Genomic DNA, 13,747 nt, shown 5'->3' with positions numbered 1-13,747 from the left:
ATAGACGATTTGCGGCGGAGACCGTGACAGGTGTCACAGCATCAGATGTATCGCGATTGACAGGCGTATCGTTGGCCCGGCGCGGTGGCTGGTGCTGCCGCCGCGCGCTAAGATCGTGCGTCGTCCGGGCTGCCCTCGGGGTGAGACGAGACCGCATCGCTACGGTTCGGCGACTGGATGCCGTGGCGCGCCATGCGCCGGTACAGCGTCATGCGACTGATCCCCAATGCGCGTGCGACGGCACTGAGGTTCCAGCCATGGGCACGCAGGTGCCGCGTAAGCAGCGCGCACTCGGATTCGCACGCGTTCGGTTCGACGCCCGCGGCTTGCGCTGGCTCGGCCTTGCCGGGCGCCGAGGCGTCCGTCACCACTGAGACGCCCGGCCCGCCGATGCCATCGGGCAGATCGCTTGCTTCGATATGTTTGTCGTTGCAGACGGCACGGGCGTATTCGAGCGCGTTGCGCAGTTCGCGCAGGTTGCCCGGCCAGCGGTGCCGATGCAATTGCGACCGAGCCGATTCGGACAGTGTGAATCGCTGCGAACCTCCGGATCCGGCGAGAAACTTGTCGATCAGCCAATCGAGATCGCTGCGTTCGCGCAGCGGTGGCAGGACGAGCCGGGCGCCGTTCAGACGGTAATAGAGGTCTTCGCGGAATCGTCCGTCGCCGATCAGCCGGTCTAACGGATGGTGCGTCGCCGATATCACGCGAATGTTGACCGGGACGGGACGCGAGGCGCCGATCGCGAGCACTTCGCCTTCGGCGAGCACGCGCAGTAGGCGCGACTGCAGATCTCGGGGCATGTCGCCGATCTCGTCCAGGAACAACGTGCCGCCATCGGCCTCTTGGATCAATCCGCGCTTGGCTTTCGACCCAGCGCCCGAGAAGCTATTGGGCAAGTGTCCGAACAGTTCGCTCTCGATCAGCGTTTCAGGAATCGCGGCGCAATTGACGGCGATGAACGGGCCGCCGCGACGCGCGCTTGCTCGATGCAACGCACGCGCGAGGTACTCCTTGCCGCTCCCCGTTTCGCCGTTGATGAGCAAATTGATGGGCGCATCGACAAGCCTCGCGGCCAATTGCAACTGGCGCTGCAGTGCCGCGTCGTCGCCGCACAGCGCGGCCAATTCGGGCGGCAACGGCGCTGGTGCAGCGTCTGCCGTGCCTGCCGGCGCCGGCAACATCGGCGGCATGGCGCTCAGGTACAGGCGCTTGCCGTTCCCCGCCAAACGGACGACGCGTTCCTCGCTCGGACGCGAATACACGAAGCGCCCCAATTGCTCGAGCGGCACTTCGAACAATGCGTCGAACCGCATGCCGAGCAGCGGCGAACCTGTCGAATCCAAGCTGGCCTCGGCCGCCAACATTTGCTGAGCGCGGCGGTTATGGCCGACGATGCGGCCGCTCGCGTCGAGCGCGATTAGATACTCGGGATTGACGTCGATGAATTCCGGCGCGGGGCTCAGTTTGAGGATCCAGTCTCGCCTGTGACGCCTGAGGAAATACGCGTCTTCGATTCGACTCGCGTAGGTTCGCACGAGATAGAGCGCGAAGGTCTGACTATCTTTTGCAAGCGGCGAGCTCAGCGCCGATATATCCAAAATCGCGTGAAGCTGGCCGTGCGAATCGAACAGCGGCGCGGCTGTACACGTCAGAGGAATGTGCGTGGCATCGAAGTGATCGTCCCGATGCACGGTGAGCGCATGGCCGGTGGCTAGCGCCGTGCCGACTGCACAGGTGCCCGCCCCATCTTCGCTCCATTCCGCGCCTAGATAGAGGCCTGCGCGGCGCAATCCGGCGTCGGCGCCCTCGTCGCCGAGGTAGTCGACCGCGACACCGTCTGCATCGGTCAGGAGTACGACATAACCCGTGCCCGCGACCTGGCTGTAGAGGGTTTCGAGGCCATACCGTGCGATGCGGGCGAAATCGTCGATGCGCTGCTGATGCTCGCGCAGCCGCTGCGCCGGAACGATGCGAGCCTCCTGCATCCGGCTCGGATCGAGACCGTACTGATGCACGCAACGCTGCCACGAGCTTTGGATGATAGCATCGTGCATCCGTGCCGCTACGGGAGGCTGGCCGGTGGTCGTTAGGACCACCGTTTCGATGTGATCGCGCTGCCGGACGTCCATGCTTGTCTCCTGTGTCCGGACGTACGTTGCTGGACACAATGGCACCGGCCGATGAGCCGATGACCTCTCGGGCGGCGCCGCGGGGCGCACCCAATGTTTCGCGTTCGAGCGGTTAATGTACCACTGCCGAGGGGGAGTTGAGTTCGCTTCGGTCCGGACGACCGTCCCCCTAAATTCGCGGCATGCGGTGCCGTTATACAGGTGCTTGATTCGACTCGCGAGCGGTCACAGTAACGCCTCAATGCCTATGCTGGTTTGCACCCACTCCGATGAAGACGCCATTCGGTCTGCCGCACCCGTGGAGGGCGGCGATGTAGCAATGCCGCCGGCTGACACGGAATGCCAAGCGGTGGCGAGACTGGCGCGGGCTCATTTCGGCGTCGCAACCGTCCTGGTCACATTATCCAACGCTCATGGGCAGCGGCTTAAGGCGGTCGATGGCGTTTTGCCTGACGTCCTGCCTCCGGACCTATCAGGTCCGTCGTTGCAAGCAAGCACGGCGACCGACGGGATGATCGTCGTGCCGGATACGTGGGTTGACGAGCGCTTTCGCGGCAAGGCGCGCTGGCCGCGCTTTTACACCGCCTGTGCGCTGACAAACGCCGACGGACTCCATTTGGGCGCGCTGTTCCTGCTGGATGACGTGCCCCGCGCACTCGATGACGCACAACGGGCATTCCTTCGTGAAATGGCTGGGTTGATCGCACACGGACTCGAACGTGAGAGGTTACTCCCGACGCTGCGTGACCGCGTGAAAGAACTGGAAGCCGGCGCGGAACTCATGACGCTGGCACTTGCCGGCAGCGGGACCGGCGTCTGGGACCGCAATGTCGTCACCGGCGAAATCCACTACTCGCCTGCCTGGAAGGCGATGCTCGGCTACGAGGAGCATGAGCTCACCAACCGGATCGAAGACGCCTATCTGCGCTTGCATCCGGACGACCTCGCGTACGTCGAGGCGGCGATGCGGGCGCATTTTGAAACCAAAACCGACAGCTACGCGGTCGAGCACCGGATCCGTTGCAAGGACGGCAGCTACAAATGGATCTGCAGCCGGGGCAAGGTGGTCAACCGCGACAGCGATGGTCACGCACTTCGCATGGTCGGCACGACAACCGACATTACGGCGTTGCGCGAGATGGCCGCGCGGCTACAGCAGTCCGTTGAGCTGATCACGAACCTGACGAACGAGGTTCCGGGCCTGGTCTTCCAATACCGGCTGATGCCCGATGGGCGCGCGTTCTTCCCGTACGCGAGCGACGGAATCCGCGATATCTACGGGCTAACGCCACAGCAAGCCACGACGAGCGCGGAGGCTGTGGACGCGATGATCGATGCGCGCGATCTGGCCGCGTACCGGCAGTCGATCGAGGAATCGGCTACAAGCATGTCGCCGTGGCACCTCGAATATCGAGTGCAGCTACCGCGCCAAGGCTTGCGCTGGCGGCAAGGCGATGCGCGGCCGCAACGGCTGGCCGACGGAAGCACGCTGTGGCACGGCTTCATCACCGACGTGACCGAGCGCAAGCACATCGAGGCTGAGCTGCAGGAATCGGCGACAATCGATTTCTTGACCCAGTTGCCCAATCGCCGCCACTTCATGATGCAGAGCGAGGCGGAGTTATTGCGCCTGCGGCGTGCCGGCAGTCGTGTCGCCTCCGTGCTGATGTTCGATCTGGACAACTTCAAGGCGCTCAACGACCGTTGGGGACACGAGGTTGGTGACCGCGCGCTCAGTCACTTTGCCGCGCTCCTGCGCGCCGAAGTGCGGACCAGCGACATCGTCGGCCGCCTTGGCGGCGAGGAGTTCGCGATGGTGCTGCCAGACACCGGTACCGACGCCGCCGTGGCGCTCGCGCGACGCGTCCAGCAGCGTACGTCGAGCACCCCCTTGCTGTGCGGTGACGCGCACATCGTGCTGACCGCAAGCATCGGCGTCGGCACGATGCACGCGACCGATGTCGGTGCCTATCAGTCGCTGTCTCGTGGCGACAAGGCCATGTATTGCGCGAAAGAGCGCGGTCGCAACCGGATCGAGGTTGACGGAGACTAGGTTAGCGCGAGCCTCACTCCCACTCGGTTGTCAATCCCGTGCCTGATACAGCGCCATGCCATCGCGATTGCCGAGGAGGCAGTAGCGGCAACGTTGCTCGAAGACCTGAGCCGAAGGTGAATTCCGGGGCGATCCTTTCTGAGCCGGTCGATGCCGCAATCTTGGGTCGATGCGGACGTCTGATATGCCGTAACCCATAAGTTACAATCCAGGACATGCCTTGCTCACGGTCTGCCGAACGGCCTCGCAGGTTTCATCGTCACCGCTCTCACAAGCGCGTCGGCCTCAAATCCCGACGCCGCAGCAAACGCTTGGGAACTTCTGATCAGGCTCTGTTTCAGAAGGTGAAAACGAGCAGGAGCCCCGCAGCGGGATCGCGGTTCACCCGCCCATACGAAGCCGTAGGGACGCCCGCCGGCGCCTTGCCTGCCGTCTTTTGCGCGGACAGACTGCTAGCGCTACGGACGTGAGGAAACGGACCACTCACTCGAAAGGCGAACGGGGCCGGACCCGAGCGAACTTCCGTAGTCGCCCCTATATAAATGGCCCGTTCCGCTTTCTCTGATACTAGTTGCACTGGCAGCTTCCAACCTGGAACTGCCAGGGCGTTAACTCAGGCGATGGCCGTCTGCTCTCCGGCAGCCTGCTCGCGCAGGCGACGGGCTTCGTCGCGCAGGAACTGCTGGTAATCGTCCAGATCGCCGTCGAAGGGCTCGACGCCACCGTTGGTGACGAGCCAGAACTCGTCACATACCGCGCGCAGCAGGGACCGGTCGTGACTGACCAGCATCACGGTGCCTTCGAATTCGTTGAGTGCCATGCCTAGCGCTTCGCGTGTGGCCAAGTCGAGGTGGTTGGTAGGCTCATCAAGCAGCAGCAAGTTGGGGCGCTGCCACACGATCATGCACAACACGAGCCGCGCCTTTTCGCCGCCGCTCATCGTGCTAACCGCCTGATGGACCGTGTCGCCACTAAAGTTGAAGGTGCCGAGGAAGGTGCGAAGTGATTGTTCGGTGCCGCTCTGGCCGGGGGCGCGCATGTGCGCCGGCGTGTCCTTGGCAAGGCGGATCATGTGTTCCATCGGCGTATCAAGAGGACGCAGCACGTCGAGTTCCTGCTGTGCGAAGTAGCCGATGTTCAGGCCTTTGCCTTCGCTGATTTCGCCAGCAATCGGCGCCAGCGCGTGCGCCACAGTCTTCACCAGTGTGGACTTGCCTTGGCCGTTGGCACCGAGGATGCCGATGCGCTGCCCGGCCAGCACGGATCGGTTGATGCCCCGAACGATGACCGTGGGCGGCGTGCCCGGCAGTGCGCCGGTCGGCGCCGGATAGCCGAAGCTCGTGTCGAGCATCGACAACAGCGGGTTCGGGACGTTGAGCGGCTCCTTGAACTCGAAGTTGAACTCTGCGTCGGCAAGCACTGGTGCGATCTTCTCCATGCGTTCGAGCGCCTTGACCCGGCTCTGCGCCTGCTTCGCCTTCGAGGCCTTGGCCTTGAAACGGTCGATGAATTTTTGCAGGTGGGCGATCTTGTCCGCTTGCTTGGCCATCGCGGCCTGCTGCAACACGAGCTGCTCCGCGCGCATGTCTTCGAACTTGCTGTAGTTGCCGCCATAACGAACGAGCTTGGCGTTGTCGACGTGCACCGTCACCTGCGTCACCGCGTCGAGAAATTCGCGATCGTGACTGATCACTACCAGGGTTCCTTGATAGCGCTTGAGCCACGCTTCCAGCCAGACCAGCGCGTCGAGGTCCAGGTGATTGGTCGGCTCGTCGAGCAACAGCAAGTCGGAGGGACACATGAGCGCGCGCGCCAGCTGCAGTCGCATGCGCCAGCCGCCGGAAAAACTGTTGACCGACTGGCTAAGCTGCGCCGCACTGAAGCCAAGGCCCAGGATCAGCGCTTGGGCACGTGCGGGGGCATCATGCGCACCGGCGTCGTGCAGGGCCATGTAGGCGTGCGCCATGCGCATGCCATCGTCGCTGGCCTCGGCGGCGACTACTTCGGCCTGCGCGGCCAGCAGCACGGTATCACCATCGATGACGAAATCGGTCGCACTCTGCTCCGTCTCTGGCATCTCCTGCGCGACCTGGCCCATCCTCCATCCAGCGGGAATCGAGAACTCGCCGCCGTCTTCGTGCAGCGTGCCGTTGAGAAGGCCGAAGAAGGATGACTTGCCGGCGCCATTGCGGCCGACAAGGCCAATTTTTTCACCGGGGGTGAAGGTGACGGACGCGCGGTCGAGTACGACATTGACGCCGCGGCGCAGCGTGACATTACGGACGGAAATCATAAGGAGCTACTTCGGAGAGGATAGGCATGATAGCCGACCGACGTACAGGCTAGCCAACCGGGAGCAGCCCTCCGGCTCAGCTTCGACCCGCAATTGCCGCTGCCGCGCCAGCCATCGTTGTCGCGCGAGCCCGGCTGCCGGACATCGAGCACGGTTACCGGGCTGCGTGGGCGGCGCTCTGTTCCTGCTGTCGCCACACTCGCGCGTCTTCCTCAAGGCGTGTCTCTTCGAGTTCCCTCAGGACGCCTTCGAGGTCCACAGGTCCCGTGTCGACTTCGACGCGGCCGGTCAATTCGGCATCCACATGCAGCCGCCCTGCTTCGAAGAGCGTCCAGATCTCCATGCCATAACCCGCGGTGAGTATTTGCGGGGCAAACCGTCCGAAGTACGCGGCCAGGTTGTCGACGTCTCGCTTAAGCATCGAGGCGGCTTCGTTGTTGCAGGCTGCGTCAAAGGCCTGTGGTAGATCAATGATCACGGGCCCATCCGCAACCAGCAGGATGTTGTATTCCGACAGGTCGCCGCGAATCATCCCTGCGCAAAGCATACGGACAACCTGGTTCAGCAGGAGCGTGTGTAGTTCGAGGGCGCGGGTTTCGGTCAGATCGACGTCGTTGCTGCTCGGGGTTACACGCAATCACCAACGAAGATTTATTCCTTCCAAACGATCAATGACTTACGGACCCACGTCGTGCAATTTAGAATTGCACGCACGTAATTTATCGGTCACCACAAGCCATTGATTCGAAATAGAATTTTAAAGACCCTCACTCCCACTCAATCGTCGCCGGCGGCTTCCCCGAGATGTCATAAACGACGCGATTGATCCCGCGCACTTCGTTGATGATCCGATTCGACACCTGCCCGAGCAACTCATGCGGCAAATGCGCCCAATGCGCCGTCATGAAATCGAGCGTTTGCACCGCGCGCAGCGCAACGACATATTCGTACGTGCGTCCATCGCCCATCACGCCCACGCTCTTCACGGGCAGGAACACCGCAAACGCTTGGCTCGTCAGGTCGTACCACGACTTGCCCGTTTCCTTGTCGACCGTATTGCGCAGTGTCTCGATGAAAATTGCATCGGCACGGCGCAGCAAGTCCGCGAAATCGCGCCGCACTTCCCCAAGAATCCGCACGCCCAAGCCCGGCCCCGGGAACGGATGGCGATACACCATCTCATGCGGCAAACCAAGCTTCACACCCAGCTCCCGCACTTCGTCCTTGAAAAGCTCACGCAGCGGCTCGAGCAACTTCAGATTCAACGTCTCGGGCAACCCGCCGACGTTATGGTGGCTCTTGATGGTATGCGTCGCCTTCTTGCCCTTCCCAGCCGATTCGATCACGTCCGGGTAGATGGTGCCCTGCGCCAGCCACTTGGCATCGGTCAGCTTGCCAGCCTCCGCTTGGAACACTTCGACGAACTCGGCGCCGATGATCTTGCGCTTCTGCTCAGGATCGGTCACGCCCGCAAGCTTGGAGAGGAACGCTTCGCTCGCGTCGACGTGGATCACGCGCACACCCAAGTGATCGCCGAACGTGGCCATCACCTGCTCGGCTTCGTTCAACCGCAACAGACCATGGTCGACGAACACGCAGGTGAGCTGATCGCCGATCGCACGATGCAGCAATGCCGCTGCCACCGACGAATCGACGCCGCCGGACAAGCCCAAAATGACGTGCTCGCTGCCGACTTGCTCGCGGATTTTCGCGACGGCCTCGTCGATGTAATGCCCCATCTCCCAATCGGGCTTCGCCCCGCAAATCTGCAACACGAAGCGCTCGAGCATCGCGCGCCCCTTGACCGTGTGCGTCACTTCGGGGTGCCACTGCAAGCCGTAGAAATGGCGCGTCTCGTCGGCCATCGCCGCAATCGGACACGATTCGGTCGACGCCATCAGCGCGAACCCTTCGGGCATCTGCGTGACTTTATCGCCGTGACTCATCCACACCTTGAGCATCCCGTGACCTTCCGCCGTGCTGAAATCCTCGATGCCCTCCAGCAAACTCGTGTGATTGCGCGCACGGACTTCGGCGTAACCGAACTCGCGCACGTGGCCAAGATCCACCTTGCCGCCAAGCTGCTCCGCCATCGTCTGCATGCCGTAGCAGATGCCCAGCACAGGCACGCCCAATTCGAACACCGCTTGCGGCGCGCGCGGCGTCTCGGCTTCCGTGACCGAATTCGGCCCGCCCGAAAGAATGATGCCCTTCGGGGCGAACTCGCGGATGAACGCATCGTCGACGTCGTACGGATGGATTTCCGAATAAACGTGCGCTTCGCGGATGCGGCGAGCGATCAGTTGGGTGACTTGCGAACCGAAGTCGAGGATTAGGATCTTGTCATGCATGGCAGGCACGGTCGATAGTGGACGAATGCAACGTGCAGCGCGCACGGCGCAGCACATGAATGGTCAAACAAAGCGCGTCGCGCACCCGCGGGGCGCGAACGCAAGATATAGGTGGGGCGAAGCCGATGCGAACGATGGCGCGCTCAACCATGAAACGGCGGCCGTGGCGCGGACGTGCTCCGGCTCGAACGGACGTCGTCGCTGCCGCTGGCCGCGCCCGCCGAAGCAGCGGCATCCCGGGCGCTTGCTTCCGAGCGCAGCGCGGCATCGCGCTCCGCCGTTGAAGCAGGCCCCGACGGCGCCACCGGCGGTACAGCCGACGGCGCGGGCCGAAACACCGGTTCGACTGGCACCGACGGAGCCGCGGCCGGCACGTCAGCCGCCACGCGCCCCTTAGCCGCCGCCTGCGCGGCTTTGGCGATTTCGCGCCGACGCACCGCTTGGGCGAAGCGGACACCGCCAAGGCCGATCACGACCAGCAAGCCGCCAACAAGCAGATTCGGCACGATCCCAAGCGCGGGGAACCACAACGTATGCGGCGGCGCGAGCGTCCAGACAAGCACGAGCGCGCCTGCGAGCCAGGTCACGTGGCCGACGATCTTGGCGACGGCGATCGTCATCGCGCCATCGACAGCGCCGCGCAACGACAGCCACGCAAGCCCCAACAGCGCGAGCCCCAACATCTGCCCGACCATAGCCGGTTCGATCGCCGTCAATTGCAGCGCGCGCTGCACGCCCGCGAGCGGCGTGAGCAGCAGCACGGCGCCCGAACTCAGGTAGAGCCCGGCGTCGAGGATCAGAACAGCGCGCAGCAGCGGTTTCATCGGCGCTTAGTCGACGTGATAGTTCGGCGCTTCTTTCGTGATCTGCACGTCATGCACGTGCGACTCACGAATGCCGGCCGCCGTGATTTCGACGAATTGCGCCTTCTCGTGCATTTCGTCGATCGTCTTGCAGCCGCAGTAGCCCATGCTGGCGCGCACGCCGCCGATCAGTTGGAAGATGATCGCGCCCACCGAGCCCTTGTAAGCCACCCGGCCTTCGATGCCTTCGGGCACGAGCTTGTCGATGTTCGCCGAATTGTCTTGGAAGTAGCGATCGGCCGCGCCATCCTTCATTGCGCCGACCGAACCCATGCCGCGATAGGACTTGTACTGGCGGCCTTGGTAGAGGAATACGTCGCCCGGCGCCTCTTCCGTGCCGGCGAACATGCTACCCATCATGACCGCGTTGGCTCCGGCCGCCAGCGCCTTGCTGACATCGCCCGAGAAACGCACGCCGCCATCGGCGATGACCGGCACGCCCGTGCCCTTCAGCGCTTCGGCGACATTGGCGATGGCCGTGATTTGCGGCACGCCCACGCCCGCCACGATTCGCGTCGTGCAGATCGAACCCGGCCCGATCCCGACCTTGACGCCGTCCGCGCCATATTCGACGAGCGCTCGCGCCGCATCCGCGGTGGCGATGTTGCCGCCGATGACTTCGACGTGCGGGAAATTCTTCTTGACCCAGCGCACGCGCTCGAGCACGCCCTTGCTGTGACCGTGCGCCGTATCGACGACGATGACGTCGACGCCGGCGCCGGCCAGTGCCGCCACGCGCTCTTCGTTTTCAGGGCCGACGCCGACCGCCGCGCCGACGCGCAGCTTGCCATGCTCGTCCTTGCAGGCGTCGGGGTGTTCGGTTTGCTTCGTGATGTCCTTGACGGTCATCAGGCCGCGCAACTCGAATGCATCGTTGACGACGAGCACGCGCTCGAGGCGATGGCTGTGCATCAGCGCTTTGGCTTCGGCGAGCGCCGTGCCTTCCTTGACCGTGACGAGCCGCTCGCGCGGCGTCATGATCGTGCGCACCGGCTCGTCGAGCCGCGTTTCGAAACGCAGGTCGCGATTCGTCACGATGCCCATCAACTGCGCGCCTTCGACCACCGGAAAGCCCGAAATGCCATGCTGCTGCGACAGCGCGATCACGTCGCGCACCTTCATTTGCGGCGGAACCGTGATCGGATCGCGCACGACGCCCGATTCGAAACGCTTGACCTTCGCCACCTCGCGCGCCTGCTCGGCCGCCGTCAGGTTCTTGTGAATGATGCCGACACCGCCTTGCTGCGCCATCGCGATCGCGAGCCGCGCCTCGGTAACGGTATCCATCGCAGCCGAGACGAGCGGCATGTTCACGGAAATATTGCGGGTCAGCCGGGTTTTGAGGCTGGTGTCGCGCGGCAGAACGTCGGAGAACGCCGGGACGAGGAGCACGTCATCGAACGTGAGTGCTTTTTGGATCAGACGCATGGCAAATCCTATAGGCGCAAAAGCGAATTATACGCGATACCTCCCTGCTTTTCACTGCGCGAACAGTAAGTTACGCGTTTTTCTGCTTCCGCCGAGGCCGCGCGTTTCGGTTTTCGGTTCGACCCGCGTTCGCGCGACTTTCGTTTGCCAGCGGCGCGCGTTCGCAGTCGCGAGTGCGGGAAATGGGGGAGAAAAGCGCCGCGCCTTCGCTTCTTCCGGCTCGGGATTGCAGAATCGAACAAGACCGATCGGCGCCCCGCAAGTAATCTGCCTCCTCGACTGACGAAACGAAAGGGCCAGCATGAGGCGCGGAGTGATGTACGGGGTGCTCGCGGGAGCGATATGGGGCACGGTCTTTCTGGTGCCGCGCCTGCTGCCCGATTTCCCGCCGATGATGCTGGGAGCGGCTCGCTGCATGATGTACGGCCTCGTGTCGCTGGCCGCCGCTTTGCCGATGGCGCGCCGCCTCGCGGCCAAGCTCACGCGCGCCGATCTGGTCGCCGCGGGCAAGCTCGCGCTCGTCGGCAATCTGGTCTATTACGTATTCCTCACCGCGGGCGTGCATCGCATCGGCATCGGTCCGACCTCGCTCGTGGTTGGGGTGCTGCCGGTCACCGTCACGCTTGCCGGACGGCGCGACGCCGGGGCCGTCTCGCTCGAGCGGCTGCTTTGGCCTTTACTGCTCGTCGTCGCCGGCATCGTTTGCATCAACGTCGATGTCTTTGCCTCCGGGCCTGCGCAGACCGGCGCGGCAGGCGTGGCAGGCGTGGCGGACAAGATCGTAGGCGTGCTGTGCGCCGCCGGCGCATTGGGGAGCTGGACCTGGTTCGCCGTGGAAAACGCACGCTACCTGCGGCGCAACCCGCATTTCGACGGCAACGAGTGGTCAGTCCTGCTCGGCTTAGCCACGGGGATACTCGGCGCGCTGCTGTGGAGCGCCTGCCCCATCATTCCCGGCGCCACGCTGCCGACGCCGCCCGAGCCAACCCGCTGGCACGCGTTCTGGCTGCTCAATCTGGGACTCGCTTTCGGCGCGTCGTGGCTCGGCACGGGCCTGTGGAACGCGGCTTCCAAGCGCGTGCCGCTGACGCTATCCGGGCAATTGATCGTATTCGAGACGCTCTTCGCCCTGCTCTACGGCTTTATCTACGACGCGCGGCTGCCGCGCCCGCTCGAAGCGGCCGCGATCGTGCTGTTGTTGGCGGGGGTCACCTGGTCGGTACGGCGTCACGACGACGGCTCGGGCCATGCGGCGCCGCTCCCGGCAAACGTCGAGACGCCTGCATCGTAGCGGCGACGGGATTCAGCGCGAATCCTTGTGTAGCCATTTACGGCCTTCGATCGACCCGGCTCGGCGCGTCTTTTCCACGCGGCGCTGCCGCGCGAGCTTTGGGTCGACGATGAGGGGCCGATAGATCTCGACGCGATCATGATCGGCAAGCGGCGTATCGAGCGTGGCGAGCTTGCCGAAAACGCCGACCTTGGCGGTAGCCGGATCGATTTCGGGATGGCGAGTGGTCATGCCGCTGGCGGCAAGCGCATCGCGCACCGTCGCGCCGGCCGGCAGCGTCAGCGCGATCAACGTCTGCGCCTCGGGGCGCGCGTAGCACACCTCGATCGAAAGCGTGGCGCTCATGATCGGCCGTAGCGCTCGTCGGCGCGCTTCACGAACGATTCGACGAACGTGTTCGCGATGTGGTTGAACACGGGCCCAATGATCTTTTCGAGAATCAAGCTCGAAAATTCATAGTGCAATGCGAACTCGATCTTGCAGGCGTCGGTGCGCAGCGGCGTAAAGCGCCAGTACCCGGTGAACTTGCGAAACGGGCCGTCGGCGAAGTGCATGTCGATGCGCGTGGGCCGCTCCTGCGTATTGTGCGTGGCGAAGTGCTGCTTGATGCCCTTGAAGTTGATGTCGATGCGCGCTTCCATCTCGTGCGGCTCCTGCCGGCGGATATCGACGCCACCACACCAGGGCAGGAAGTTGGGATAGTCGGCCACGTCCGTGACGAGATCGAACATTTGCTCCGCCGAGTGGCGAATGAGGACGGTTTTCTGAACATCAGCCATAAAAAGCGCGACGCGCGGCGAAAAAGGGGCGAGCTTGGCGGGATCGAGAGGCGCCGCTTTGCTAAAATTGTGATTTTAAACGAGTTGGGCGCCGTCCATATCCATGAGCATCATCGACAACAGAAAGGCGTTCTTCGATTACTTCATCGAGGAACGCTACGAAGCGGGGCTCGTGCTCGAAGGATGGGAGGTGAAGGCGCTGCGCGCCGGACGCGGCCAAATCAAGGAAGGCTACGTCGTGGTGCGCAACGGCGAGCTATTCCTGATCGGTGCGCACATCAGCCCCCTACCCGAAGCATCGACGCACATCAAGCCCGACCCGGTCCGCACGCGCAAGCTGCTTCTGCACGGGGACGAAATCAAGAAGCTGATCGGCAAGGTCGAACAGCGCGGCTATACGCTCGTCCCCTTGAACTTTCACTACAAGGGCGGCCGCGTCAAATGCGAGATCGGCCTCGCCAAGGGCAAGAAGCTGCACGATAAGCGCGAGACCGAAAAGAAGCGCGACTGGCAGCGCGAGAAAGCGCGCATCATGCGCACCGCGAGTTAGCCCCAGA

The 13,747-nt window shown here is 63.5% G+C and carries 10 protein-coding genes and 1 pseudogene; 3 read left to right on the top strand and 8 right to left on the bottom strand.

All coding sequences use genetic code 11. The annotated features are described in order from the left end of the window. Positions 1 to 107 precede the first annotated feature (107 nt). Positions 108 to 2,132 carry a sigma-54-dependent Fis family transcriptional regulator gene (locus MMB74_RS07770; protein WP_277428023.1) on the bottom strand — a complete coding sequence of 675 codons (2,025 nt, stop codon included), beginning with the start codon at positions 2,130 to 2,132 and terminating at the stop codon, positions 108 to 110. 241 nt (positions 2,133 to 2,373) lie between these two features. Between MMB74_RS07770 and MMB74_RS07765 the strand changes: the two genes are divergently transcribed. After that, positions 2,374 to 4,185 carry a diguanylate cyclase gene (locus MMB74_RS07765; protein ID WP_346780670.1) on the top strand — a complete coding sequence of 604 codons (1,812 nt, stop codon included), beginning with the start codon at positions 2,374 to 2,376 and terminating at the stop codon, positions 4,183 to 4,185. A 613-nt stretch (positions 4,186 to 4,798) separates the two neighbouring features. Here MMB74_RS07765 and MMB74_RS07760 read toward each other — a convergent pair. The 5 genes and pseudogenes from MMB74_RS07760 to guaB form a co-directional block, all read right to left on the bottom strand. Beyond that, complete coding sequence (locus MMB74_RS07760; RefSeq protein ID WP_277428021.1) at positions 4,799 to 6,478, bottom strand: ATP-binding cassette domain-containing protein; 1,680 nt, start codon at positions 6,476 to 6,478, stop codon at positions 4,799 to 4,801. A gap of 154 nt (positions 6,479 to 6,632) precedes the next feature. Beyond that, positions 6,633 to 7,094 (bottom strand): annotated as a pseudogene (locus MMB74_RS07755) (RIO1 family regulatory kinase/ATPase); the annotation flags it as partial. Positions 7,095 to 7,245: 151 nt separating this feature from the next. Then, positions 7,246 to 8,829 (bottom strand): glutamine-hydrolyzing GMP synthase, encoded by a 1,584-nt coding sequence (gene guaA / locus MMB74_RS07750; protein WP_277428020.1) that lies wholly within the window; start codon positions 8,827 to 8,829, stop codon positions 7,246 to 7,248. A 143-nt stretch (positions 8,830 to 8,972) separates the two neighbouring features. Beyond that, positions 8,973 to 9,653, bottom strand: a complete 681-nt coding sequence (locus MMB74_RS07745; protein WP_277428019.1) for a hypothetical protein — start codon at positions 9,651 to 9,653, stop codon at positions 8,973 to 8,975. Between the two features lie 6 nt (positions 9,654 to 9,659). Further along, on the bottom strand, positions 9,660 to 11,120 hold the full coding sequence (gene guaB, locus MMB74_RS07740; RefSeq protein ID WP_277428018.1) for an IMP dehydrogenase: 1,461 nt from the start codon (positions 11,118 to 11,120) through the stop codon (positions 9,660 to 9,662). A 301-nt stretch (positions 11,121 to 11,421) separates the two neighbouring features. On the opposite strand from guaB, the gene MMB74_RS07735 reads away from it, so the two are divergent. Then, positions 11,422 to 12,411: a DMT family transporter gene (locus MMB74_RS07735; RefSeq protein WP_277428017.1), complete on the top strand. Its 990-nt coding sequence runs from the start codon at positions 11,422 to 11,424 to the stop codon at positions 12,409 to 12,411. A gap of 12 nt (positions 12,412 to 12,423) precedes the next feature. Here the strand turns inward: MMB74_RS07735 and MMB74_RS07730 are convergent, their stop codons facing one another. Continuing rightward, on the bottom strand, positions 12,424 to 12,756 hold the full coding sequence (locus tag MMB74_RS07730; protein ID WP_277428016.1) for an RnfH family protein: 333 nt from the start codon (positions 12,754 to 12,756) through the stop codon (positions 12,424 to 12,426). After that, on the bottom strand, positions 12,753 to 13,190 hold the full coding sequence (locus MMB74_RS07725) for a type II toxin-antitoxin system RatA family toxin (protein WP_277428015.1): 438 nt from the start codon (positions 13,188 to 13,190) through the stop codon (positions 12,753 to 12,755). Before MMB74_RS07725 ends, MMB74_RS07730 begins: the two co-directional genes overlap by 4 nt. 103 nt (positions 13,191 to 13,293) lie before the next feature. Here MMB74_RS07725 and smpB point away from each other — a divergent pair, with 103 nt between their 5' ends. Further along, the gene (gene smpB, locus MMB74_RS07720; RefSeq protein WP_277428014.1) at positions 13,294 to 13,740 is read left to right on the top strand and encodes an SsrA-binding protein SmpB; all 447 of its coding nucleotides are present in this window, start codon (positions 13,294 to 13,296) and stop codon (positions 13,738 to 13,740) included. Positions 13,741 to 13,747 lie beyond the last annotated feature (7 nt).

The sequence above is a fragment of the Trinickia sp. Y13 genome, from assembly GCF_029522115.1.
Lineage (GTDB): Bacteria > Pseudomonadota > Gammaproteobacteria > Burkholderiales > Burkholderiaceae > Trinickia.
Note: the sequence above shows the minus strand (reverse complement) of the source record. Positions and strands in the feature narration are given on the sequence as shown.

Excerpts from the sequence above, each read along its gene's own strand:
- MMB74_RS07770 (WP_277428023.1), bottom strand. The coding sequence starts at position 2,132 with ATGGACGTCCGGCAGCGCGATCACATCGAAACGGTGGTCCTAACGACC.
- MMB74_RS07765 (WP_346780670.1), top strand. The coding sequence starts at position 2,374 with ATGCCTATGCTGGTTTGCACCCACTCCGATGAAGACGCCATTCGGTCT.
- MMB74_RS07760 (WP_277428021.1), bottom strand. The coding sequence starts at position 6,478 with ATGATTTCCGTCCGTAATGTCACGCTGCGCCGCGGCGTCAATGTCGTA.
- guaA (WP_277428020.1), bottom strand. The coding sequence starts at position 8,829 with ATGCATGACAAGATCCTAATCCTCGACTTCGGTTCGCAAGTCACCCAA.
- MMB74_RS07745 (WP_277428019.1), bottom strand. The coding sequence starts at position 9,653 with ATGAAACCGCTGCTGCGCGCTGTTCTGATCCTCGACGCCGGGCTCTAC.
- guaB (WP_277428018.1), bottom strand. The coding sequence starts at position 11,120 with ATGCGTCTGATCCAAAAAGCACTCACGTTCGATGACGTGCTCCTCGTC.
- MMB74_RS07735 (WP_277428017.1), top strand. The coding sequence starts at position 11,422 with ATGAGGCGCGGAGTGATGTACGGGGTGCTCGCGGGAGCGATATGGGGC.
- MMB74_RS07730 (WP_277428016.1), bottom strand. The coding sequence starts at position 12,756 with ATGAGCGCCACGCTTTCGATCGAGGTGTGCTACGCGCGCCCCGAGGCG.
- MMB74_RS07725 (WP_277428015.1), bottom strand. The coding sequence starts at position 13,190 with ATGGCTGATGTTCAGAAAACCGTCCTCATTCGCCACTCGGCGGAGCAA.
- smpB (WP_277428014.1), top strand. The coding sequence starts at position 13,294 with ATGAGCATCATCGACAACAGAAAGGCGTTCTTCGATTACTTCATCGAG.